Annotated in this window: 19 protein-coding genes; 4 read left to right on the forward strand and 15 right to left on the reverse strand. The window is 66.3% G+C overall.

Annotation, left to right across the window (positions count from 1 at the left end; translation table 11 throughout):
• Positions 1–10: 10 nt before the first annotated feature.
• From BSY239_RS12220 to BSY239_RS12230, 3 genes are read right to left on the reverse strand one after another with little or no spacing between them, the layout of a single operon-like run.
• Positions 11–1,012 carry an AAA family ATPase gene (locus BSY239_RS12220; RefSeq protein ID WP_069047094.1) on the reverse strand — a complete coding sequence of 334 codons (1,002 nt, stop codon included), beginning with the start codon at positions 1,010–1,012 and terminating at the stop codon, positions 11–13.
• Positions 1,013–1,040: 28 nt separating this feature from the next.
• Positions 1,041–1,976, reverse strand: a complete 936-nt coding sequence (locus tag BSY239_RS12225) for a S1C family serine protease (RefSeq protein ID WP_069047095.1) — start codon at positions 1,974–1,976, stop codon at positions 1,041–1,043.
• Positions 1,977–2,028: 52 nt separating this feature from the next.
• Positions 2,029–4,941 (reverse strand): aconitate hydratase, encoded by a 2,913-nt coding sequence (locus BSY239_RS12230; protein ID WP_069047096.1) that lies wholly within the window; start codon positions 4,939–4,941, stop codon positions 2,029–2,031.
• Between the two features lie 276 nt (positions 4,942–5,217).
• On the opposite strand from BSY239_RS12230, the gene BSY239_RS12235 reads away from it, so the two are divergent.
• Both BSY239_RS12235 and BSY239_RS12240 read left to right on the forward strand, forming a co-directional pair.
• Positions 5,218–6,138, forward strand: a complete 921-nt coding sequence (locus BSY239_RS12235) for an ice-binding family protein (RefSeq protein WP_083239946.1) — start codon at positions 5,218–5,220, stop codon at positions 6,136–6,138.
• A gap of 35 nt (positions 6,139–6,173) precedes the next feature.
• A complete protein-coding gene (locus BSY239_RS12240; RefSeq protein ID WP_069047098.1) occupies positions 6,174–7,322 on the forward strand; it encodes an OmpA family protein in 1,149 nt (382 codons plus the stop codon).
• A gap of 119 nt (positions 7,323–7,441) precedes the next feature.
• Here the strand turns inward: BSY239_RS12240 and BSY239_RS12245 are convergent, their stop codons facing one another.
• Together BSY239_RS12245 and BSY239_RS22445 are read right to left on the reverse strand one after the other, a co-directional pair.
• Positions 7,442–7,600 carry a DUF3309 family protein gene (locus tag BSY239_RS12245; protein WP_069047099.1) on the reverse strand — a complete coding sequence of 53 codons (159 nt, stop codon included), beginning with the start codon at positions 7,598–7,600 and terminating at the stop codon, positions 7,442–7,444.
• Positions 7,601–7,630: 30 nt separating this feature from the next.
• Complete coding sequence (locus tag BSY239_RS22445) at positions 7,631–7,969, reverse strand: hypothetical protein (RefSeq protein ID WP_069047100.1); 339 nt, start codon at positions 7,967–7,969, stop codon at positions 7,631–7,633.
• Positions 7,970–8,324: 355 nt separating this feature from the next.
• On the opposite strand from BSY239_RS22445, the gene BSY239_RS12255 reads away from it, so the two are divergent.
• Complete coding sequence (locus tag BSY239_RS12255; protein ID WP_069047101.1) at positions 8,325–9,482, forward strand: OmpA family protein; 1,158 nt, start codon at positions 8,325–8,327, stop codon at positions 9,480–9,482.
• Between the two features lie 63 nt (positions 9,483–9,545).
• On the opposite strand, the gene BSY239_RS12260 is transcribed toward BSY239_RS12255, so the two are convergent.
• Positions 9,546–9,971, reverse strand: a complete 426-nt coding sequence (locus tag BSY239_RS12260; RefSeq protein WP_069047102.1) for a hypothetical protein — start codon at positions 9,969–9,971, stop codon at positions 9,546–9,548.
• A 114-nt stretch (positions 9,972–10,085) separates the two neighbouring features.
• Here BSY239_RS12260 and BSY239_RS12265 point away from each other — a divergent pair, with 114 nt between their 5' ends.
• Positions 10,086–10,916 (forward strand): helix-turn-helix domain-containing protein, encoded by an 831-nt coding sequence (locus BSY239_RS12265; RefSeq protein WP_069047103.1) that lies wholly within the window; start codon positions 10,086–10,088, stop codon positions 10,914–10,916.
• Here BSY239_RS12265 and BSY239_RS12270 read toward each other — a convergent pair whose 3' ends face one another.
• From BSY239_RS12270 to BSY239_RS12310, 9 genes are all read right to left on the reverse strand, one after another.
• Entirely contained in the window at positions 10,917–11,306 is a 390-nt protein-coding gene (locus tag BSY239_RS12270; RefSeq protein ID WP_069047104.1) for a Na+/H+ antiporter subunit G, read from the reverse strand.
• Positions 11,303–11,581: a K+/H+ antiporter subunit F gene (locus tag BSY239_RS12275; RefSeq protein WP_069047105.1), complete on the reverse strand. Its 279-nt coding sequence runs from the start codon at positions 11,579–11,581 to the stop codon at positions 11,303–11,305. Before BSY239_RS12275 ends, BSY239_RS12270 begins: the two co-directional genes overlap by 4 nt.
• Entirely contained in the window at positions 11,578–12,069 is a 492-nt protein-coding gene (locus BSY239_RS12280; protein ID WP_083239948.1) for a Na+/H+ antiporter subunit E, read from the reverse strand. Before BSY239_RS12280 ends, BSY239_RS12275 begins: the two co-directional genes overlap by 4 nt.
• Positions 12,066–13,769, reverse strand: a complete 1,704-nt coding sequence (locus tag BSY239_RS12285; protein ID WP_069047107.1) for a monovalent cation/H+ antiporter subunit D — start codon at positions 13,767–13,769, stop codon at positions 12,066–12,068. Before BSY239_RS12285 ends, BSY239_RS12280 begins: the two co-directional genes overlap by 4 nt.
• The gene (locus BSY239_RS12290) at positions 13,766–14,122 is read right to left on the reverse strand and encodes a Na+/H+ antiporter subunit C (protein ID WP_069047108.1); all 357 of its coding nucleotides are present in this window, start codon (positions 14,120–14,122) and stop codon (positions 13,766–13,768) included. Before BSY239_RS12290 ends, BSY239_RS12285 begins: the two co-directional genes overlap by 4 nt.
• Positions 14,122–17,067, reverse strand: a complete 2,946-nt coding sequence (locus BSY239_RS12295; RefSeq protein WP_069048962.1) for a monovalent cation/H+ antiporter subunit A — start codon at positions 17,065–17,067, stop codon at positions 14,122–14,124. The genes BSY239_RS12290 and BSY239_RS12295 overlap by 1 nt, the downstream gene beginning before the upstream one ends.
• 105 nt (positions 17,068–17,172) lie before the next feature.
• Positions 17,173–19,776, reverse strand: coding sequence for a bifunctional aconitate hydratase 2/2-methylisocitrate dehydratase (gene acnB / locus BSY239_RS12300; RefSeq protein ID WP_069047109.1), 2,604 nt, complete (start codon positions 19,774–19,776; stop codon positions 17,173–17,175).
• Positions 19,777–19,841: 65 nt separating this feature from the next.
• Positions 19,842–20,846, reverse strand: coding sequence for an HpcH/HpaI aldolase/citrate lyase family protein (locus BSY239_RS12305; protein ID WP_069047110.1), 1,005 nt, complete (start codon positions 20,844–20,846; stop codon positions 19,842–19,844).
• An 18-nt stretch (positions 20,847–20,864) separates the two neighbouring features.
• Positions 20,865–21,851, reverse strand: coding sequence for a malate dehydrogenase (locus BSY239_RS12310; RefSeq protein WP_069047111.1), 987 nt, complete (start codon positions 21,849–21,851; stop codon positions 20,865–20,867).
• Between the last annotated feature and the right edge of the window lie 148 nt (positions 21,852–21,999).

A 21,999-nucleotide genomic window follows, 5' to 3' on the forward strand; every position in this document is an offset into this window, starting at 1 on the left:
GTGCTCGGGTTCAGGCGGCGCGCTGTTCGTGTTCCAGCGGGCGGGCCGGCGGCGCGATCTGTTTCATGATTTTTGCAATCAGCGATTCGGAGGTGAGGCCTTCGGACAGGCCTTCGTAGGACAGCACCACGCGGTGGCGCAACACGTCGGGCACCAGGTCGGTCATGTCTTCGGGCAGCGCATAACTGCGACCACGCAACATGGCCAGCGCGCGTGCGCCCTCCACCAGGCCAATGGTCGCGCGCGGGCTGGCGCCGAAGGTGATGAAGCGCGCCAGATCCTTCAGGCCGTGCTTCTCGGGTGTGCGCGTGGCCGACACCAGCTTCACCGCGTACTGCACCAGCGAAGGGTCCACATAGACCTGGCGGCATTGCGCCTGCAGCACCGCGAGCTGATCGGTGGTGGCCACGGCATTGACTTGCACGGCGGGGCCGGTGACGCGCTCGACGATCACGTACTCTTCTTCGTCGGTGGGGTAGTCCACCAGCACCTTCATCATGAAACGGTCGACCTGTGCCTCGGGCAGCGGGTAGGTGCCCTCGGTCTCGATCGGGTTCTGCGTCGCCATCACGAGGAACGGGCTGGGCACCTTGTGCGATTCGCCGGCGATGGTCACCTGCCGCTCCTGCATCACCTCCAGCAGCGCGCTCTGCACCTTGGCCGGCGCGCGGTTGATCTCGTCGGCCAGCAGCAGGTTGGCGAACACCGGGCCCAGCGAGGTGCTGAAGTCACCGGTCTTCTGGTTGTAGATGCGCGTGCCCACCAGGTCGGCAGGCACCAGATCGGGCGTGAACTGGATCCGCTTGAACTGACCCTGCACCACATTGGCCAGGGTCTTCACGGTAAGCGTCTTGGCCAGGCCCGGCACGCCTTCAACCAGCAGGTGGCCCTGGGCCAGCATGGCCACCATCACCCGTTCCAGGAACCGGTCCTGCCCCACCACCACGCGTTTCACTTCGTACAGGATCTGCTCCATGAGTTGGGCGGTGTCGGGGGCGGCGTTCTGGTCCATGGAAGCTCCTGTGACGGTGAAGAAAAATTCAGAAGGGTGGCAAACCGGCGGCGGACGCTGCACTCTCGATGGGCACTGCAAATCCGATGCCAACGAAGGTGCGGTGGCTGGTGGGGTTGAGGATGCCGGTGACGATGCCGATGACTTCACCGTCCATGGTGACCAGAGGGCCGCCCGAATTGCCGGGATTGGCCGCCGCGTCGAACTGGATCAGGTTGCCGATTTCCTGCACGCCCTCGGGCGACTTGAACGCGCGGTCAAAGCCCGAGATGACGCCGGACGACACCGAGGGGCCGATCCCAAAGGGAAAACCCACGGCCACCACGTCCTCGCCCGGCACCAGATCGTTGGTGGAGCGCATGGTGGCGGCGATGAGGTCGTCGGGAATGATCTGCGCCTGCAACACGGCCAGGTCGTTCTGCGGCTGCGCGCCGGTCACGGTGGCGGGCGACTCGGAGCCGTCGGCATACACGATCCTGACGCTCATGGCGGTTTGCACCACGTGCAGGTTGGTCAGGATGATGCCCTTGTCGGTGATGACCACGCCGGTGCCCACGCCCTGCTCCACCTCCTTGCCCTCGGCGTTCTTGCCGTAGGACATGACACGCACCACGGCCGGACGGATCTTTTCGGCGGCGCGCGCGGCGCGTGAGGGCAGGTTTTGTGTGGTGAGGGTGCGCAGCACGGCCGCGTCGATGTCCTTTTGCGTGAGCGCCTTGGGGCCGTTCACGCCGCCTTGCCACACGCTGGCGGCCAGCAGCGCCGCGAGCACAGCCATGGCCGACCACATGACGCGCGGCTTCGAAGCAGCGCTGGACGATGCGGCCCGCAAGCGCCTGAATCGGCCCGCGGGCGGGGGCGCCACAACGTCCACCACCGGGGCCTGCCCACCTGCGCGAGCGTCCGCGTCGGGCTGCGCGGTGCCTGCTCGGCGTGACGGGCTGTACAAGGCAGGCTTTCGCATGGCGGCTCCTGTTGCGGCTGAAAACACATCATGCCGCTTTGCGGCATCCGGCTCAAGCGCTCAACAATTGCCTGAGCACGTAGGGGAGGATTCCGCCCTCGCGGTAATAGTTCACTTCCACCGGTGTGTCGATGCGCAGGGTCAGGCTTACCGTCTTGCGCGACCCATCGGTGCGCGTGATCACCAGTTGCGCATCACTTTGGGGCGTGAGTTCGGGATGCGGCAGCACATCGATGGTTTCGTCGCCGCGCAGGCCCAGGCTCTCCCACGAGTCGCCGGCCTTGAACTGCAGCGGCAACACGCCCATGCCCACCAGGTTGGAGCGGTGGATGCGCTCGAAGCTGCGCGCCACCACAGCCTTGATGCCCAGCAGCTGCGTGCCCTTGGCGGCCCAGTCGCGGCTGGAGCCGGTGCCGTATTCCTCGCCGGCAAAGATCACCGTGGGAATGTTCGCGGCCTGGTAACGCATGGCGGCGTCGAAGATGCTCATCTTCTGGCCGTGGCCCACGCCTTCCTGCTGGTACACCGTCCAGCCGCCTTCTTCGCGCGAACCGTCGGCCCCCGTCGCCAGCATCAGGTTCTTGATGCGCACATTGGCGAAGGTGCCGCGCATCATCACGTCGTGGTGACCGCGGCGCGCGCCGTAGCTGTTGAAGTCGGCCTTGAGAACGCCACGCGCCAGCAGCCACTGGCCAGCCGGAGAGTTCTCGGCGATGTTGCCGGCGGGCGAGATGTGGTCGGTGGTGATGGAGTCGCCAAACAGCGCCATGACGCGAGCCCCCTTCACTGCGGGCGGCTCGGTGGCCGCAGGCATGGCCAGCTCGAACGAGTCAAAGAACGGTGGCTCGGCAATGTAGGAGCTTTCGGGCCAGGTGTAGGCGTTGCCGCTCACGCCCTTGATGCGCTCCCACAGCTTGCCGGGCTCGGCCTTCACACGCGCGTAGTTCTCGCGGTAGGCGCGTCCGTTCATGGCGAACTTCATCAGGTCGTAGATCTCGTCGCTGGTCGGCCAGATGTCGCCCAGGTACACCGGTTTGCCACCCTTGCCCTTGCCCAGGGGCTCGGTCATCAGGTCGGTCATCACGTTGCCGGCGATCGCGTAGGCCACCACCAGCGGCGGGCTGGCGAGGAAGTTGGCTTTCAGGTTGGGGTGGATGCGCGCTTCGAAGTTGCGGTTGCCAGAGAGCACGGCCGCGCAGATCAGGTCGTTGCTGGTGATCACCTCGTTGAGCTCGGGCGTGAGGTCGCCCGCGTTGCCAATGCAGGTGGTGCAGCCGTAGCCCGCGAGTGCGAAGCCCAGCTTCTCCAGGTAGGGCAGCAGGCCGGTCTGCGTGAGGTATTCGGTGACGATGCGCGAGCCGGGGGCGAGCGATGTCTTGATGTGCGGCTTGACCTTCAGGCCCGCCTCCACCGCTTTCTTGGCCAGCAGGCCGGCGGCCAGCAGCACGCCGGGGTTGGAGGTGTTGGTGCAGCTCGTGATGGCAGCGATCAGCACGTCGCCGTTGCCGATGCTCAGCTTGCTGCCTTTGCTGGCCTCGACCGGTGTGGGCTCTGCCACTGCGGCGGCGGTGGCCAGCGCGGGCTTGTTGGCCTCCATTTCGGCCACGAAGCGCGGCGCGCCTGGTGGGATGGCCGGCTCATCGCCAGGCGCCGCCGGGTCCACCTCGTCGGCGCTGCGCGGCTGGTGGCGCGTGTGCAGCAAGGCCGCAGGCCGGTTGAAGCCGTTCTGCGCATTGGGCTTGCTGAACAGCTCGGCAAACTGCCGGGCCACGTTACCCAGCTCGATGCGGTCTTGCGGGCGCTTGGGGCCGGCCAGACTGGGCGTGACCTGACCGAGATCGAGCGTGACCACTTGCGAATAGTCGATCTCGCCGGCCTTGATGGATGCCCCCGGCGCACCCGGCACGCCGAAGATGCCCTGAGCACGGAAGTAGGCCTCGAAGGCCTCGATCTCCGCCTTGCTGCGGCCGGTGCCGCGGAAGTAATCGAGGGTCTTGCCGTCCACTGGAAAGAAACCCATGGTGGCGCCGTACTCGGGCGCCATGTTGGCGATGGTGGCGCGGTCGGGCAGTGCGAGTGATGCCGTGCCCTCGCCAAAGAATTCGACGAACTTGCCCACCACTTTGTGCTGGCGCAGGATCTCGGTGACGGTGAGTACCAGGTCGGTCGCGGTCACGCCTTCGCGCAGGCGCCCGGTGAGCTCAAAGCCCACCACGTCGGGCATGAGGAAATACACCGGCTGGCCCAGCATGGCGGCCTCGGCCTCGATGCCGCCCACGCCCCAGCCCACCACACCGATGCCGTTGATCATGGTGGTGTGGCTGTCGGTGCCCACCAACGTGTCGGGGTAGTACAGGCCGCCCTTCATGTGCACGCCGCGCGCCAGGTACTCCAGGTTCACCTGGTGCACGATGCCGAAGCCCGGCGGCACCACGCCGAAGGTGTCGAAGGCCTGCATGCCCCACTTCATGAACTGGTAACGCTCGTTGTTGCGCTGGAACTCCAGCTTCATGTTGAGGTCGAGTGCGCTCTTGGTGCCGTAGTGGTCCACCATCACCGAGTGGTCCACCACCAGGTCCACCGGCACCAGCGGCTCGATCTTCTTGGGGTCCTTGCCCAGGCGCTCGGCCACGCTGCGCATGGCGGCCAGATCGGCCAGCAGCGGCACACCGGTGAAGTCCTGCAGCACCACACGCGCCACGGTGAACGGGATCTCCTGCGTGCGCTCGCCGTTGGGCTTCCACTGCGCGAGCTGGGCCACGTGTTCGGGCATCACGCGCTCACCGTCGCAATGGCGCAGCACGCTCTCCAGCACGATGCGCAGCGACACCGGCAGGCGCTGGATGTCGGGAAATTGTTTGGCCAGCGCCGGCAGCGAATACAGCCGCCCGCTCTTGCCCGATGCGGTCTTGAAGGCTTTGACGGTGTTGGCAAAGGGGTGCGCGAAACGGGCGGTGGTGGACATGAAAACTCCAGACGGCGGCAAGTGAACGAACGGACCATTCTGTCAGCAGCAAAAGAGTCCTCGTTGTCTGTGGTGATTTGCACGCGCGAAGCCGTCGGCTCACGACGTTCGTTCACGAGAGTGCGTTGCCCAACAGACGCTCATGCACGGGATATCCATGCTTGGTTGCAGCAGGCACGTGCAAGCCTTTCGGCATGGCGCGTCTGCCCAAGGTGTCCACCGCCGGGAGAGCGGCGCGTGGGCCTGGTCCCAAGAACCCCTGACTGAGAACCCCCCATGACACACACACACACCCGCCACCTCCCCTGGAAGTGGCTAGCCCCCTTGATGATCAGCACCCTGGTGGCCGCGTGCGGCGGAGGTGACCCCGTCCTCGGCATTGACGGCTCGGGAACCACGCCGTTCGTCTCGGTGACACCTGTCGCACCGCCCGGCGGCTCCTTTGTTCCGCTGGGGGTTGCTTCCACCTTTGGCGCTTTCGGTGGCTCGGCCGGCATGACCAACGACGGCCCGTTCACAGTCATCAATGGCGACATCGGGACGACGGCTGTGTCGACGGCCATCACAGGCTTTCGCAACAACAAACCCGGGTGCACCTACACCGTGGTGGCGGGCGTGAACGAAGGCGTGGTGTCCGGCAACATCAACACCGCGCCGCCGCCTCCCACGGGGGCTTGCCTGTCCGAGGGCACGGCCGCCACGGAGGCCATCGCACTGGCGGCCCGGGCCGATGCACTCGTGGCGTTCAACACGCTGGCCGGTTTGCCGGGTGGTGTGGATGCGGGCGCTGGCAACCTGGCCAACCTCACGCTGGCCCCCGGCATCTACAAGGCCGCCGGTGGCACCTTCATGATCCAGGGTGGCAATCTGACCCTGGACGCGCAGGGCAACCCGAATGCGGTCTGGGTGTTCCAGATGGCCCAAACCCTGACGGTGGGCGGCCCGGGTGCGGCATTCCCGCAAAGCGTGCTTTTGACTGGCGGCGCGCAGGCGCGGAACGTGTACTGGCAGGTCGGCAGCGCGGCCACCATCAACGCCGGTGGCGGCGGCACCATGGAAGGCACCATCATCGCGCGCACCGGCGTGAGCTTCTCCACCGCGGGCAACGTGGCCATCACCACCCTCAATGGCCGCGCGCTGTCGCTGGACGCGTCGGTCACCATGGTGAACACCGTGATCAACGTACCTGCGCCTTGAGACATCACGCGCTCCACACACTCCCCGGAAACACCATGAAACCCACACTCAACACCAGCGCAGGCGCCCTGAGCCTGCTGACACTCGCCTTTTTCGCCCATCCGCTGGCCACCGCTCAATCAACCGGCTGGTATGCCGGCGCCAACGCAGGTCGCACCGGTGCAGAAATCGATGACCCCCGCATCACCAGCGGCTTGCAGGCGCAGGGATTCACAACCACTTCCATCAACGACCGGGACCGATCCACCGGCTTCAAGCTGTTTGGCGGGTACCAGTTCAGTCCCCACTTTGCGCTGGAGGGTGGTTACTTCGACCTGGGCAAGTTCGGCTACACCGCCAACACGATTCCGACCGGCACCTTGAACGGCGAGATGCGTGTCAGGGGTCTCAACCTGGACCTGGTGGGATCGCTGCCCCTGACCGGAAAACTGTCGGCACTGGGCCGGGTCGGCGTGAACTACGCCCGCGCCAACGACCGGTTCTCCGGCACCGGCGCGGTCAACGTCAGCAACCCGACCGCGAGCAAAAGCCAGGCGAATGCCAAGTACGGCGTGGGTCTGAACTACGCCTTCAGCGACGCAATGGCCATGCGGCTGGAACTGGAGCGCTACCGCGTGAACGACGCCATCGGCAACAAGGGTGACATCGACATGCTCTCGGTGGGTCTGGTCTACCGCTTCGGAGGACCGGCGCCGCAGCCGGTGCGCATGGCCGCCGCGCCCATGCCGATGCCGGTGGTGGTTCAACCGCCGCCCGCGGTGGTGCAGGCGCCCCCGCCACCACCTCCACCGGCGCCGATGCCCCAGCGCGTGAGCCTGTCGGCCGAGTCGCTGTTCGGCTTTGACGCGTCCACCGTGAAGCCCGAAGGCCGCGCCGAACTCGACAAGTTCGCCCGTGACCTCACAGGCACCAACTACCAGACCGTGGTGGTGGAAGGCCACACCGACCACCTCGGTTCGGACGCCTACAACCAGAAGCTGTCAGAAGAGCGCGCCAACGCCGTCAAGGACCACCTCGTGACCAATGGCCGCCTGGACAGCTCGAAGATCTCGGCCGTGGGCAAGGGTGAAACCCAGCCTGTGACCAAGCCGGGTGACTGCAAGGGCAACAGCCGCACCGCCGCTCTGGTTGCCTGCCTGCAGCCCGACCGCCGCGTGGACGTGGAAGTGACCGGCACGCGCTGAACCAAGCAGCACGGCACCCAACGTGCCGTGCTCCGATGGCCCATAAAAAAACCCCCGCAAGATGTCTCTTGCGGGGGTTTTTTGTGAGGCCCTCAACCGTGAGGCGGGGCCGCGCGGGGTCAGAGCCTGCCGGTGAGCAGCAATACCACCACGATGATCAGAACGACACCTAGCACGCCACTGGGGCCGTAGCCCCAGCTGCGGCTGTGGTTCCAGCTGGGGATCACACCCAGCAACAGCAGGACCAGCACGATCAACAGAATGGTTCCAATACTCATGGTGTTCTCCTTGTGTTGAACGGGCGTGGATTACTTCGCAGGTTCAGCAGGTGGCACCACGATCACGGTGCCGCCACCGGTCTTGCCGGTGTCGCCAGTCGCGCCGGTGGCGCCGGTGTCACCCGTGGCGCCCGTGCCGCCGGTAGCGCCGGTGTTGCCGGTGTAACCCGTGGAACCCGTTGCGCCGGTGGAGCCCGTCGAGCCGGTGGAACCGGTCGAACCCATGGAGCCGGTCGAACCGGTGGCGCCTGCAGGACCCGCTGGGCCTGGGACGGTGGAAGCCGGTGCGTTCACGATGACGGGTTCACGGTCGCAAGCGGCCAGAACGAAGGTGGATGCAACGGCGATCAGCAGTAGAGCTTTTTTCATGGAATGTTCCTTGAGGAGTCAGTGACCGTGGCTTGAGCGGTTGCGCAGGTTGCACGGTCCGACCGACAAAACACATGCACATCGCATGGACCTCATCGGTGTAGGTGGAGACTAGTGCCCGGTACGCATTGCATCTGTTCGGTAGCCCACATCCGTTTCAGGTTGCACACAAAGACACCACGCCCTTGTGTCCACAAAACAACCCTCGCCTCGCTGTGTCTGCGAACGCACAGACCCTGCCAACACGCACAACTACAAACGGGTCTGACAACGAGACGCCTGCCATTCCATGGTGAGCTCACGTTGCTGAAATCCCTTCGTGCAAACGAAGTTCCAAGCCTCTTGAAAGCCCGCCATGAAATCCCGTCACGCCTTCAGTGCACTGACCGTCGCCATCCTCTCCGTCGCCGCCACCTCGGCATTCGCTCAATACCAGGAACCTGGTTTCTTCTACGGCGGCGTGTCCGCCGGTGAAGCCCGCGCCAAGGTTGACGAAGCCGCTGTGGCCAATGGCCTTCTCGGCGCAGGCGCACCGAACGGCCCGGCCACCGGCTTCACCAGCGATGAAAAAGACACCGGCTACAAGCTGTTCGGCGGTTACCAGTTCAACCGCAACATCGCCGTTGAAGGCGGTTACTTCGATCTGGGCAAGTCGACCTTCTCGTCCAACACCCCCAACGGCGCGTTCAACAACGACACCCGCATGCGTGGTCTGAACCTGGACCTGGTCGGCACGTTGCCGATCACCGAGCGCTTTTCGGTGCTGGGTCGTGTGGGTGTGGCCATGGGCCGCACGCGCGCATCGTTCACCGGCGCTGGTGCCACGGCTGCCGGCGTGCAGGATCGCAACGACACCAAAGCCAACGCCAAAGTGGGTCTGGGCCTTCAGTACGAACTGAGCCGTTCCATGTGGATCCGCACCGAACTCGAACGCTACCGGGTCAACAACGGCGTGAATGGCCGCACCAACGTCGACATGCTGACCGTGGGCCTGGTGTTCCCGTTCAACCGCGCGCCTGCCTATGTGGCCGCAGCCCCTGCGCCTTACGTGGCACCGGCTCCGGCTCCCGCTCCGATGGTGCAGGCGCCCGCACCGGCACCAGCCCCCATGCCCGCACCGGCTCCCATGCCCCAGCGCGTGAGCATGTCGGCCGAGTCGCTGTTCGGCTTTGACGCTGCCAACGTGAAGCCCGAAGGCCGCGCCGAACTCGACAAGTTCGCCCGTGACCTGTCCACCGCCAACTACCAGACCGTGGTCGTTGAAGGCCACACCGACCGCCTCGGTTCGGACGCCTACAACCAGAAGCTCTCGGAAGAGCGCGCCATGGCTGTCAAGAACTACCTCGTGACCAACGGTCGCCTGGACAGCGCGAAGATCTCGGCCGTTGGCAAGGGTGAGACCCAGCCGGTGACCAAGCCTGAAGACTGCAAGGGCAACAGCCGCACCGCCGCACTCGTGGCCTGCCTGCAGCCCGATCGCCGCGTGGACGTGGAAGTGACCGGCACGCGCTGATCGCTCCCTGTCTTCGGACATGAAAAGGCGGCCCTCGGGCCGCCTTTTTCGTTGTGGCGCGGTTCAGGCCATCTGCGGCATGCGCGGGCCTGCAGCGAGCTGGCGCCAGCCCATCCATTCCAGCTCGGCCAGCACCAACACCACGGCCGCCTGCACCAACAGGTAGGCCATGCCGAGCGGCGTGGGGTTGAACGCTCCGCCGAACGCCAGCCACAGACAGGCGATCGCCCAGGCAAAGTTGAGCAACACGATCGCCATCAGCGGACCGCGTGGCGGCGAGGCCTGAAGCGCCAGCCAGCCGGCCAGCAACACAAACACGAAGATCGCCACACCGGAGGCCTGCAAGAGCGATTCGGGCAGGCCGAGCCAGGTGGACAGCAGCGGTGCCAGCAGCAGGTGCAGCACGCCGGTGCCGGCGCCCGACGCAGCGTCGAACGCGAGCACCCGGCGCAGCACGGTGGGGGATGAAAGTTGAGCGGTGAGGGACATGGAAGCACTCCTTGCGGGGGTTGAAGAGGCCTTCATGGTCGACGGCGCCGTGCAGCGCGTCGATGACCTCCGAGGTCATGGAAGCGCCGCCCCGGCCGCCCTAACATGCGGTCCATGGACACCTCCGCCCTCCCCCACCGCAGCGCTCCACCCACCTCCTTTGGCGACCACCTGCGCCACTGGCGCCAGCGACGGCGCTTCAGCCAGATGGACCTGGCCCATGTGGCCGAGGTCTCCACGCGCCACCTGAGCTGTGTGGAAACCGGCCGCGCCAGCCCGAGCCGCGAGATGGTACTGCGCCTCGTGGAGCGGCTCGACGTGCCGCTGCGCGAGCGCAACGCCTGGTTGGTTGCCGCGGGCTTTGCGCCCATGTACCGCGCGCGGCCGTTGCAAGACCCCGAGATGGCCCCGGCGCGCGCGGCGGTGCAGCGCATCCTGGCGTGCCACGAGCCCTGGCCCGCACTCGCGATGGACCGCCACTGGAACCTGGTGATGCACAACCGCCTGGTGCCCCTGCTCATGGCCGGTGCTGCGCCCGAGCTGCTGCAAGGCCCGGTGAACGTGTTGCGCCTGAGCCTGCACCCGCAGGGTCTGGCGCCGCGCATCGCCAACCTGCGGCAGTGGCGCGAGCACCTGTTCGAGCGGTTGCGCCAGCAGATCCGCGCCACCGGCGACACGGTGCTGGTCGCGCTGCTGGAAGAGCTCAAGGGCTATCCCGAGGAACCTGGGTCGCCGCCCGTGGACCTGCCGGGCGAGCACCCCGGTGTCCTGATGCCGTTCCAGTTCCACACACCCCACGGCGTGCTGCAGCTGGTGAGCACCACCACCGTGTTCGGTTCGCCGGTGGACATCACGCTGCAAGAGCTGGCGATGGAAACTTTTTTTCCAGCGGATGAGGCCACGGCAACCGCATTGCGAGGGCTGCTGGCCTCCGCCAGCGTTTGATCAGCGGGCCTCGTCTGCAGGCACCGGCGCGGCGGACTCGTGGTTCAGCGGCGGCGGAACCTCATCACCCCCACCCCCACCGGCCGTGCGCCGGCGAAACAACTCGGTGCGCGCGAGCAGGATGGTGGTCACCGGCACCGTGAGCGCCAGGAAAATGATGATGAGCCAGCTGCGCAGCGCGAGCTTGTCGTCTTGCGCCGAGAAGTACACGATGCTGGCCAGCGTGACGCACCACGCGGCGAAGCTGTAGGCCAGCGCGGGCGGGTGCATGCGCTGAAAGAAGGTCTTGAAGCGCACCACGCCCACGCCCGCCGCCAGCGCAAACAGGCCGCTGAGCACCAGCAGCAGCGCCACCGGGATCTCGATCCACCACGCCAGGTTGCCGCTCATTCGATCACCTCGCCGCGCAACAAAAACTTGGCCATGGCCGCCGAGCCGATGAAGCCGAACACGGCGATCAGCAGCGCGGCCTCGAAGTACATGGAGCTGCGGTAGCGGATGGCCAGCACCATCATCATGAGCATGGCCAGCGTGCAGATGAGGTCCATGGCGAGCACCCGGTCTTGGGCCGAGGGGCCGCGCAGCAGGCGCACCAGCGCCAGGCCCATGGCCAGCGCAAAACAGGCCTGCGCAAAGACGATCGCGCCGTACAGCAGCGGGCTCATTCGAATATCTCCATCAACGGCCGCTCGTAGCGGTGTTTGATCAGGTCGATCTCGGCCTGCGCGTCGTCCAGGTCGAACATGTGGACCAGCAAGGCACTGCGGTCCAGCGCGAGCTCGGACCAGATGGTGCCGGGAATCACACACATGATGGCGGCCAGCACGGCGAGACCGTTGGGGTCGCGCAGATCCAGCGGCACCACCACAAAGCCGCCTTGCGGCACCTTGGCCGCGGGCGCCACCGTGCCCAGCAGCACGCGCCCGTTCCACACCAGCACGTCGCGCCCGACCTGGAAGAACAAGCGAAGCGCCACCAGCGGGTGGCTGAAACGCACCGGCGTGGGCCGCAGCGAATGCGTGAGCCAGGGCACCAGCCAGCCCAGCAGCAGCGCCAACAGCCACTGGCCCGGACCGAGCGAGTTGTTGAGCAACAGCCACAAGGCCACCAGCGCCAGCGACAACAAGGGCGACGGGAACAGTCGGCGCATCACTTCAAGCCTCCGGGCACGGGCAAGCCCAGCCGATCGGCGTTGGTGGGCGTGGGCAAGGGTCGGGCGCTCAAGACGGCGTCGATGTAGAGGCGGGGCTGGTAGAGCGCGGCCGCCGTGGCTCGGGTGTAGCGCATCACCGCTTCGGCGCGCACGGTGAACAGCACGCACAGGCCAATCAGCAAGGCGATAGGCAGGTACTCCACCACGCGCAGCACCGGGGCCGGCCGGTCCACCGGCGCCCAGAAAAAACGCATGCCGGTGCGCGTCAGCGCCAGCAAGGCCAACAGGCCCGAGGTGATGATGGCGCCCATGAGCAACCAGCTCACCGGCGCCACGCTGTCCCCGGGCGCGTCCAGCAAGGTGGAGAGCATGGCGAACTTGCCGATGAAGCCGGAGAACGGAGGCAGGCCCGCCAGCAACAGCGTGCATGCGATGAAGGCCAGACCCAGCAGCGCGGTGGCGGCGGGAATGGCGCGGCCCACCAGCGGCATTTCGTCCTCGTCGAGGTTGGCGCCTTGCGACAGCTCCAGCTCGGCCATGGAAAACGGCAGGTGGTCCTCTTCGTCTTCGGGTGCCTGCTGGCGCATGCCTTCCGGTTGCCGCGAGCGGTCCATGAGCTCGGTCAACAGGAAAAACGCCGCCACCGCAAACGTGGACACGGGCAGGTAGTACAACGCGCTCGCCGTGACCTCGGGCCGCGCGAGCCCGAACACCGCCATGAGCGTGCCCGAAGAAACAACGACCGCGAACCCCGCCAGGCGCGCCGGGCGCTGCGCCGACATCATGCCGATGGCGCCCAGGGACAGCGTGGCCAGACCGCCCCACAGCAGCCACTGGCTGCCGAAGCCGGCCGAGTCGCCAGCGTCGTCGGAAAACAGCAGCGTCGACAGGCGCAGCAACACATACACACCCACCTTGGTGAGCAAGGCAAACACCGCGGCCGATGGCGCGCTGGCGCTTGCGTAGGCCGGCACCAGCCAGAAGTTCAGCGGCCACATGGCCGCCTTGGCGAGAAAGGCCACGCCCAGGATGGCGCAGCCCGCGTGCAGCAGGGCCCGGTCGGCGTCCGCCACCTCGGACATGCGCGCGGCCAGGTCGGCCATGTTGAGCGTGCCCGAGATGCCGTAGATGAGCGCCGCACCCACCAGGAACAACGACGACGCGGCGAGGTTGATGGCGATGTAGTGCAAGCCGGCCTTCACGCGCGCCGGCCCGGAGCCGTGCAGCAGCAAACCGTAAGACGCGGCGAGCATGACCTCGAAGAACACGAACAGGTTGAACAGGTCGCCGGTGAGGAAGGCACCGTTCAACCCCATGATCTGGATCTGGAACAGCGGGTGGAAATGTGCGCCCGCCTTGTGCCAGCGCGCCAGTGCGAACAGCAAGGCCATCAAGGCCACCAGCGCGGTCATGACCAGCATCAGGGCCGAGAGCCGGTCGAGCACGAGCGCGATGCCGTAGGGCGCGTCCCAGTTGGACGGCAGGTAGATGCCGAAGGCACTCGGTTCGTCTTCGGCCTTGACCCAGACCACCAGCAGCACGGCCACCACCAGGTTGGCGGCGGTGGCCAGCAGGCCCAGCGTGGCCTTGGTGCGGTGGCGGCGTTCGCTCACCAGCATGAGCAGACAGGCCGCCAGCAACGGCAGCAGCACCGGCGCCACCATGAGGTGCGGCATGAGGGCCTGGGCCAAATCCCTCATTCACCAACCTCCCGGGCTTTCTCCTCGCCGTCCACATGGTCGTTGCCGAAAAATCCCCGCTGCGCCAGCATGACCACCAGGAACAGCGCCGTCATGGCGAAGCCGATGACGATGGCGGTGAGCACCAGTGCTTGCGGCATCGGATCGTCGTAGAACTCGAAGGTGGGCGGAAAGCCCGCCACCATGATCGGTTCGCTGTCCACCGAGAGCCGGCCCATGCTGAAGATGAACAGGTTCACGCCATAGCCCAGCAGCGCCAGACCCATGATCACCTGGTAGGTGCGCGGGCGCAGCATCAGCCACACGCCGCAGGTGGTGAGCACACCAATGGCCACAGCCAGCACGATTTCCATCAAAGGTCTCCCGGGGTTTGTGCGCCGGCACCGCGGGCGTCGGAGCTCACGCGGCGGTGGCCGCGCACCGACTGGTGGCCCAGTGCCGTGAGGATGAGCAGCGTGGCACCCACCACCAGGGTGAAGACGCCAATGTCGTAAAACAGCGCGCTGGCCACGTAGACCTCGCCGAGCAGCGGCAGGGTGAGGTGGGCGGTGTGCGTGGTGAGGAAGGGATAGCCGAAAAAGAGCGCGCCCAGGCCGGTGAAGGTTGCCATCAGCAGGCCCGTGGCGATCCAGCGCACCGGGCGCAAGCTGATGTTGGCCTCGACCCACTGCGTGCCCGAGACGATGTACTGCAGGATGAAGGCGGTGGAGAGCACCAGCCCGGCCACGAAACCACCGCCCGGTTCGTTGTGCCCGCGCATGAACAGGTAGACCCCGATCACGGCCGCGATCGGCAGCAGCAGGCGCACCAGCACCGCCGGCACCAGCAAGTAGCCGTGGGCGGTGTCGGCGGCGGTCTGCGCGTTCACGAGATCGGTCGCCAGGTCGGTGGGCAAGGCGCGCTGCTGCGGGGGCAGGTCCATGCTTTCCCGCGCTGGCCTGAAGCGGCGCAGCAGCGCGTACACCGTGAGGGCTACGATCCCCAGCACGGCGATTTCACCCAGCGTGTCGAAACCGCGGAAGTCCACCAGCATCACGTTGACCACGTTGGTGCCGCCGCCCTCGGGCACGGCGCGCTCCAGGAAGAAGGTGGAGATGCTTTGCGGGAAATCGCGCGTCATCACCGCATACGACAGCGCCGCCATGCCGCCACCCGCCAGCAGCGCCACGGCCAGGTCGCGCCCACGCCGCGCACTGGTGCGCAAGCGGATACGCAGCGGCAATCGCCGGTCCACCGCTTCGGAACGCTTGGGCAACCAGCGCAGGCCGAGCAGGATGAGCACCGTGGTCACCGCCTCCACCGAGAGCTGGGTCAAGGCCAGGTCGGGTGCGGAGAACCACGCGAAGGTGACCACCGTCACCAGCCCCGCCACGCTCATGAGCGCCAGCGCCGTGAGCCGGTGGTACTTGGCCTGCCAGGTGGCGCCGATGGCGCTGCCGATGCCCACCAGCCAGAGCAACGCGAACATGGGCGAGAACGGCAGCACCTTGCGTTCGCCCGCGAGCCAGGTGCCGGCGCCGGCCCCGCGCAGGGCGACAAACGCCGCCAGCACCGTGACCAGCACCAGCAGCAGCAACTGGGCCTGCAGGCACCGCGTGCCCAACACGCGCTGCAGCCGCCGGCTGGCGGCGGTGATGAACGCCAAAGTGCCCTCAAACATCCGCTTGCCGCTCACCCGGCCGAGCACCGGCGTGCGCGGGATGCGGCCGGTCTGCAGCGGTCGGCGCAGCAGCACAAACAGCCCGATGCCGCCCGCCAGCGCCACGAAACTCATCGCCAGCGGCAGGTTGAAACCGTGCCACACCGCGAGATCAAAAGCGGGCAATGGCCCACCCACGACCGGTGTGGCCGCGGTGGACAGGATGGCCTGGATGGACCACTGCGGCAGCACACCCACCAGCAGGCAGGCCAGCACCAGCAGCTCGACCGGCACCCGCATCCAGTGCGGTGGCTCGTGCGGTGTGCGCGGCAGCGCGTGGCAGGTATCGGGGCCGAAGAACACGTTGGCGGTGAAGCGCAGCGAATACGCCACGCTGAACGCACCCGCCACCACCGCGGCCAGCGGCAGCAAGGTGTCGAACCAGGGCGCGGCGTTCACGAAAACCGCCTCGGTGAAGAACATCTCCTTGGAGATGAAGCCGTTGAGCAGCGGCACGCCCGCCATGGCCGCGCCCGCCACCAGGGTGAGCGTGGCGGTGATGGGCATGTAGCGCCAGAGGCCGCTCAAGCGGCGCATGTCGCGCGTGCCGGTTTCGTGGTCGATGATGCCCACGGCCATGAACAGCGAGGCCTTGAAGGTCGCGTGGTTGATGATGTGGAACACCGCTGCCACGGCGGCCAGCGGGCTGTTCAGACCCAGCAGCGTGGTGATGAGGCCCAGGTGCGAAATGGTCGAGTAGGCGAGCAGGCTCTTGAGGTCTTTCTGGAAGATGGCCACAAAGCCACCGATCAGCAGGGTGATGAGGCCCGAGCCGGTGACGATCCAGAACCACGCGTCGGTGCCGGCCAGCACCGGCCACAAGCGCGCGAGCAGAAACACCCCGGCCTTGACCATGGTGGCCGAGTGCAGGTAGGCCGACACCGGGGTGGGTGCGGCCATGGCGTGGGGCAGCCAGAAGTGAAACGGGAACTGCGCGCTCTTGGTCAAAGCCCCGAGCAGGATCAACACCAGTGCCGTGCTGTACAGCGGATGCGCACGGACCAGGTCGCCCGCGCGCAGCACCACGTCGAGGTCGTAGCTGCCCACGATGTGGCCCAGCACCAGCACGCCGGCCAGCAGGCACAGGCCACCGGTGCCGGTGACGGTGAGGGCCATGCGCGCGCCGCGGCGCGCGTCGCTGCGGTGGTGCCAGTAACCGATCAGCAGAAACGAGAACAGGCTGGTGAGCTCCCAGAACAGCACCAGCTGGATCAGGTTGCCCGAGAGCACCACCCCGCTCATGGAGCCCATGAAGGCCAGCAGCAACGAGAAGAAGCGCGGCACCGGGTCGGTGGGCGACATGTAGTAACGCGCGTACAGCACCACCAGCGCACCGATACCCAGCACCAGCATGGAGAACATCCACGCAAAACCGTCCATGCGGAACACGAGGTTCAAGCCCAGCGACGGCAACCACACGATCTCTTCGCGCACCACACCGCCGGCGGCCATCTCGGGAAACAGCATCGCGGCCTGCACCGCGCAGATCAGCGCAATGACGCCCGCCAGCGTGGACTCTCTGTTTCGAGCGTCCGATGGCAGCAGCGCGGCAACGAGGCTGCCCACGAAGGGCAAGAGGACGAGGCTGTAAAGCGGCAGGGTCATGTGGCTTTGAGTCTATCGGCAGCACATGGCAGGGAAGAGGACCAGGCAGGGGCAAAAAAAAGCGGCCCGCAGGCCGCTTCTTCAAAGAGTGACGGCGGCTCAGGCAGTGACACCTTTGGCCGCGTCGGCGTATTCCGAGATCTGGTCGAAGTTCAGGTACTTGTAGATCTGGCTGCCGTCCTTGTTGATCACGCCCATGTCGGCCTGGTACTCGGCCACGGTCGGAATGCGACCCAGCTTCGAAGCGATGGCCGCGAGCTCGGCCGAGGCCAGGTACACGTTGGTGTTCTTGCCCAGGCGGTTGGGGAAGTTGCGCGTGGAGGTGGACACCACGGTGGCGCCCTCGCGCACCTGCGCCTGGTTGCCCATGCACAGCGAGCAGCCCGGCATTTCGGTGCGCGCACCGGCCGTGCCGAACACGCCGTAGTGGCCTTCCTTGGTCAGCTCGGCCGCGTCCATCTTGGTGGGTGGCGCAATCCACAGCTTCACCGGAATGTCGCGCTTGCCTTCGAGCAGCTTGGAAGCCGCGCGGAAGTGACCGATGTTGGTCATGCACGAACCGATGAACACCTCGTCGATCTTGGCGCCGGCCACGTCGCTCAGCAGCTTGGCGTCGTCCGGATCGTTCGGGCAGCACAGCACGGGCTCGGTGAGTTCGGCCAGGTCGATCTCGATCACGGCGGCGTACTCGGCGTCCTTGTCGGCTTCGAGCAGGCTGGGGTTGGCCAGCCAGGCTTCAACCTTTTCGATGCGGCGCGCCAGCGTGCGGGCGTCGGCGTAACCATCGGCGATCATGTTCTTCATCAGCACCACGTTGCTGGTGAGGTATTCCTTGATCGGCTCGGGGTTGAGCTTCACGGTGCAGCCGGCGGCCGAACGTTCTGCCGACGCGTCGGAGAGTTCAAACGCCTGCTCCACCTTCAGATCGGGCAGACCTTCGATTTCCAGGATGCGGCCGGAGAACACGTTCTTCTTGCCGGCCTTGGCCACGGTCAGCAAACCGGCGCGGATGGCGTACAGCGGGATCGCGTGCACCAGATCGCGCAGCGTGATGCCGGGCTGCATCTGGCCCTTGAAGCGCACCAGCACGGATTCGGGCATGTCCAGCGGCATCACGCCGGTGGCAGCGCCAAACGCCACCAGGCCCGAGCCGGCAGGGAAGCTGATGCCGATGGGGAAACGGGTGTGCGAATCGCCACCGGTGCCCACGGTGTCGGGCAGCAGCAGGCGGTTGAGCCAGCTGTGGATCACGCCGTCACCCGGACGCAGGGCAACGCCTCCGCGGTTGCTGATGAAAGCGGGCAACTCGCGGTGCGTCTTCACGTCCACCGGTTTGGGATACGCCGCGGTGTGGCAGAAAGACTGCATCACGAGGTCGGCGGAAAAACCCAGGCAGGCCAGGTCTTTCAGTTCGTCGCGCGTCATGGGGCCTGTGGTGTCCTGGCTGCCCACGGTGGTCATGCGCGGCTCGCAGTAGGTGCCGGGGCGCACGCCGTGGCCTTCGGGCAAACCGACCGCGCGGCCCACCATCTTTTGCGCCAGCGTGAAGCCGGCCTTGGTCGCCACGGGCGTGGTCGGCAGGCGGAACAGCGTGGACGCCGGCAGACCCAGGAACTCACGCGCCTTGGCGGTGAGCGAGCGGCCGATGATCAGGTTGATGCGGCCGCCGGCGCGCACTTCGTCGAACAGCACATCGCTCTTGAGCTTGAACTCGACCACGGTCTCGCCGTTGCGCACGATCTTGCCGTCGTAGGGCATCACGTCGACGACATCGCCCATCTCGAGTTTGGACACGTCCACCTCGATCGGCAGCGAGCCCGAATCTTCCTGCGTGTTGAAGAAGATGGGCGCGATCTTGCCGCCCAGCGTCACGCCACCAAAGCGCTTGTTGGGCACGAAGGGGATGTCTTGACCGGTGGCCCAGATCACCGAGTTCGTGGCCGACTTGCGGCTGGAGCCGGTGCCCACCACGTCGCCCACGTAGGCCACCAGGTGGCCCTTTTTCTTCAGGTCCTCAATGAACTGCATCGGGCCGCGCTTGCCGTCTTCTTCGGGCTTGAAGGCCGCACCTTCGCGCGTGTTCTTCAGCATGGCCAGGTAGTGCAGCGGAATGTCGGGGCGGCTCCAGGCGTCGGGCGCGGGCGACAAGTCGTCGGTGTTGGTCTCACCGGGCACCTTGAACACGGTCACGGTGATCGACTTCGGTACTTCAGGGCGCGTGGTGAACCACTCTGCATTGGCCCAGCTTTCGATCACTTCCTTCGCCTTGGCGTTGCCGGCTTTGGCCTTGGCCGCCACGTCGTTGAAGAAGTCGAACATCAGGAGCGTCTTCTTAAGACCTTCGGCCGCCACCGCCGCCACGTCTTCCTGGTCGAGCAGATCGATCAGCGGGTGCACGTTGTAGCCACCCACCATGGTGCCCAGCAGTTCGGTGGCCTTGGCCTTGGAAACCAGACCCACGGCGATGTCGCCGTGCGCCACGGCCGCGAGAAAGCTGGCCTTGACCTTGGCAGCATCGTCCACGCCGGGTGGCACGCGGTGCGTGAGCAGGTCCATCAGGAACGCGTCTTCACCGGCCGGCGGCGCCTTCACCAGTTCGATCAGGTCGGCGACCTGCTTTGCGTCGAGGGGCAGCGGCGGGATGCCCAGGGCCGCGCGTTCGGCGATGTGGGCGCGGTAGTCGGTGAGGAAGGTGTTGGACATGGCGTTCTCCAGTGGGAAAGGGTGTTCGTGGGATCAGATAACAGTTGGGGCGGGGGCGAACAAGCTCAATGCCGCGCAGCAACGGGCTCGTTGAAAAACGGCTGCATGGCTTCGGGCAGCGGCAGACCGGTGTGGTGCGCGCGCTCCAGCACCTGCCAGTAGTAGCGGTAGCTCGCGCGGTCGTGCAGACGGCCTTCGAACTGCACCGGCGCCCACTCGGCGGCCATGGCGTGTTCGATCAGGGCCGCGGCTGTGTCCACCTCACTCGCCGAGGGTGCAAAAGCCGCCAGGATGGGGCGGATCTGGTCGGGGTGGATGCTCCACATGCGGGTGTAACCGAGTTCGCGTGCTGCAGTGCGTGCGGCGGTCTCCAGCACGGACAGGTCCTTGAACTCGGTCACCACACAATGCGAAGGCACCTTGCCGTGCGCGTGGCAGGCTGACGCAATGGCCAGCTTGGCGCGCAGCACCAACGGGTGGCTGAACTGGCCAGACACGCTCATGCCGTCGGCGGGGATGGACCCACCGTGCGCCGAAACGAAGTCCATCAGGCCAAAGCTCAGGCTTTGCACGCGGGGGTGGGCGGCGATGTCGAAGGCGCGGTGCACGGCGGCGGGCGATTCGATGAGCACGTGCAACGGCAGCGCCGATGCACCTGCAGCGTCGAGCGCGGACACAGCGCGTTGCACATCGGCCACCGACTCGACCTTGGGCACCATCAGGTGCGCAAGACGGTGACCGGCATGGCCGGCGACGGTGGTCACGTCGGCGTCGAACGCCGGGTGGTCCACCGGGTGCACACGAACGGCCACACGCGCCTGGGCCGCGGCGGCCAAGGCCAGTTCGGTGACGAGCAAGGCGTGTTCGCCCTCCCCACCCACCGGCGCACCGTCTTCGCAGTCCAGCGTCACGTCAAAGACGCAGGTGCCGAACTCCTCGGCCATCTCGGCCTGCAGCGCCAGGCTTTTTTTCATCCGCGCTTCCACCCCGCTGTAGTGGTCACAGACCGGCAGCGCGAACGCGCCGGCCTGAGCGCCCAGCAGGATGTGTCTCGGATGGATGGAGGCCAAGGCGCGGTTACCAGCGGGTTACAGCAGGTGCTTCACGCCGTCTTGTTCGCCTTGCAGCTCGGCCAGGGTCTTGTTGATGCATTCCTGCGAGAAGGCATCGATCTCCAGGCCTTCGACCACCTTGTACTCACCGTTTTCACAGGTGACGGGGAAGCCGAACATCATGTCCTTCGGAATGCCGTACCAGCCTTGCGAAGGAATGCCCATCGTGACCCACTCGCCCTTCGTGCCCAGCGCCCAGTCGCGCATGTGGTCGATGGCGGCGTTGGCGGCCGAAGCTGCGGAGGACAGGCCTCGCGCTTCGATGATGGCGGCGCCACGCTTGCCCACGGTGGGCAGGAACACGTCCTTGTTCCAGACCTGGTCGTTGATCATGTCCTTGACCGAAGCGCCATCGATGGTGGCGAAGCGGTAGTCGGCGTACATGGTGGGCGAGTGGTTGCCCCACACGGCCAGCTTCTTGATGCTGGCGACCGGCTTGCCGGTCTTGGCGGCGATTTGCGAAGCGGCGCGGTTGTGGTCCAGGCGCAGCATGGCGGTGAAATTGCCCGGCTTGAGATCGGGCGCGCTCTTCATGGCAATGTAGGCGTTGGTGTTGGCGGGGTTGCCGACCACCAGCACCTTGACGTTGCGCGAAGCCACGGCGTTGAGGGCCTTGCCCTGCGCGGTGAAGATGGCGCCGTTGATGGCCAGCAACTCGGCGCGTTCCATGCCGGGGCCACGCGGACGCGAGCCGACCAGCAGCGCGTAGTCGGTGTCCTTGAACGCGGTCATCGGGTCGCTGTGGGCTTCCATGCCGGCGAGCAACGGGAAGGCGCAATCGTCGATTTCCATCATCACGCCCTTGAGGGCCTTCTGGGCTTTCTCGTCCGGGATTTCCAGCAGCTGCAGGATCACGGGCTGGTCTTTGCCCAGCATTTCGCCGGAAGCGATGCGAAACAGCAGGGCGTAACCGATCTGGCCAGCGGCGCCGGTGACGGCAACACGAACGGGCTTCTTTTGCATGGTGAGAACTCCAGAATGAGACGAGAGGAAGGGGATGGGGTTGGGGAGCGAACACCCCGAGACAAAGGCGGCAGAAGCGGGCCAAAGGCGCACCGCTGGTGGGTCCAGGTCAGCCCGGGAGTGTACCCTCGCAAACCCTGATACGTCA

It is taken from the genome of Hydrogenophaga sp. RAC07, assembly GCF_001713375.1.
Classification (GTDB): Bacteria; Pseudomonadota; Gammaproteobacteria; order Burkholderiales; family Burkholderiaceae_C; genus Hydrogenophaga.

What these genes read in the sequence shown, in the direction of transcription:
- BSY239_RS12220 (WP_069047094.1), bottom strand. Translation starts at nt 1,012, where the DNA reads ATGGACCAGAACGCCGCCCCCGACACCGCCCAACTCATGGAGCAGATC.
- BSY239_RS12225 (WP_069047095.1), bottom strand. Translation starts at nt 1,976, where the DNA reads ATGCGAAAGCCTGCCTTGTACAGCCCGTCACGCCGAGCAGGCACCGCG.
- BSY239_RS12230 (WP_069047096.1), bottom strand. Translation starts at nt 4,941, where the DNA reads ATGTCCACCACCGCCCGTTTCGCGCACCCCTTTGCCAACACCGTCAAA.
- BSY239_RS12235 (WP_083239946.1), top strand. Translation starts at nt 5,218, where the DNA reads ATGACACACACACACACCCGCCACCTCCCCTGGAAGTGGCTAGCCCCC.
- BSY239_RS12240 (WP_069047098.1), top strand. Translation starts at nt 6,174, where the DNA reads ATGAAACCCACACTCAACACCAGCGCAGGCGCCCTGAGCCTGCTGACA.
- BSY239_RS12245 (WP_069047099.1), bottom strand. Translation starts at nt 7,600, where the DNA reads ATGAGTATTGGAACCATTCTGTTGATCGTGCTGGTCCTGCTGTTGCTG.
- BSY239_RS22445 (WP_069047100.1), bottom strand. Translation starts at nt 7,969, where the DNA reads ATGAAAAAAGCTCTACTGCTGATCGCCGTTGCATCCACCTTCGTTCTG.
- BSY239_RS12255 (WP_069047101.1), top strand. Translation starts at nt 8,325, where the DNA reads ATGAAATCCCGTCACGCCTTCAGTGCACTGACCGTCGCCATCCTCTCC.
- BSY239_RS12260 (WP_069047102.1), bottom strand. Translation starts at nt 9,971, where the DNA reads ATGTCCCTCACCGCTCAACTTTCATCCCCCACCGTGCTGCGCCGGGTG.
- BSY239_RS12265 (WP_069047103.1), top strand. Translation starts at nt 10,086, where the DNA reads ATGGACACCTCCGCCCTCCCCCACCGCAGCGCTCCACCCACCTCCTTT.
- BSY239_RS12270 (WP_069047104.1), bottom strand. Translation starts at nt 11,306, where the DNA reads ATGAGCGGCAACCTGGCGTGGTGGATCGAGATCCCGGTGGCGCTGCTG.
- BSY239_RS12275 (WP_069047105.1), bottom strand. Translation starts at nt 11,581, where the DNA reads ATGAGCCCGCTGCTGTACGGCGCGATCGTCTTTGCGCAGGCCTGTTTT.
- BSY239_RS12285 (WP_069047107.1), bottom strand. Translation starts at nt 13,769, where the DNA reads ATGAGGGATTTGGCCCAGGCCCTCATGCCGCACCTCATGGTGGCGCCG.
- BSY239_RS12290 (WP_069047108.1), bottom strand. Translation starts at nt 14,122, where the DNA reads ATGGAAATCGTGCTGGCTGTGGCCATTGGTGTGCTCACCACCTGCGGC.
- acnB (WP_069047109.1), bottom strand. Translation starts at nt 19,776, where the DNA reads ATGTCCAACACCTTCCTCACCGACTACCGCGCCCACATCGCCGAACGC.
- BSY239_RS12310 (WP_069047111.1), bottom strand. Translation starts at nt 21,851, where the DNA reads ATGCAAAAGAAGCCCGTTCGTGTTGCCGTCACCGGCGCCGCTGGCCAG.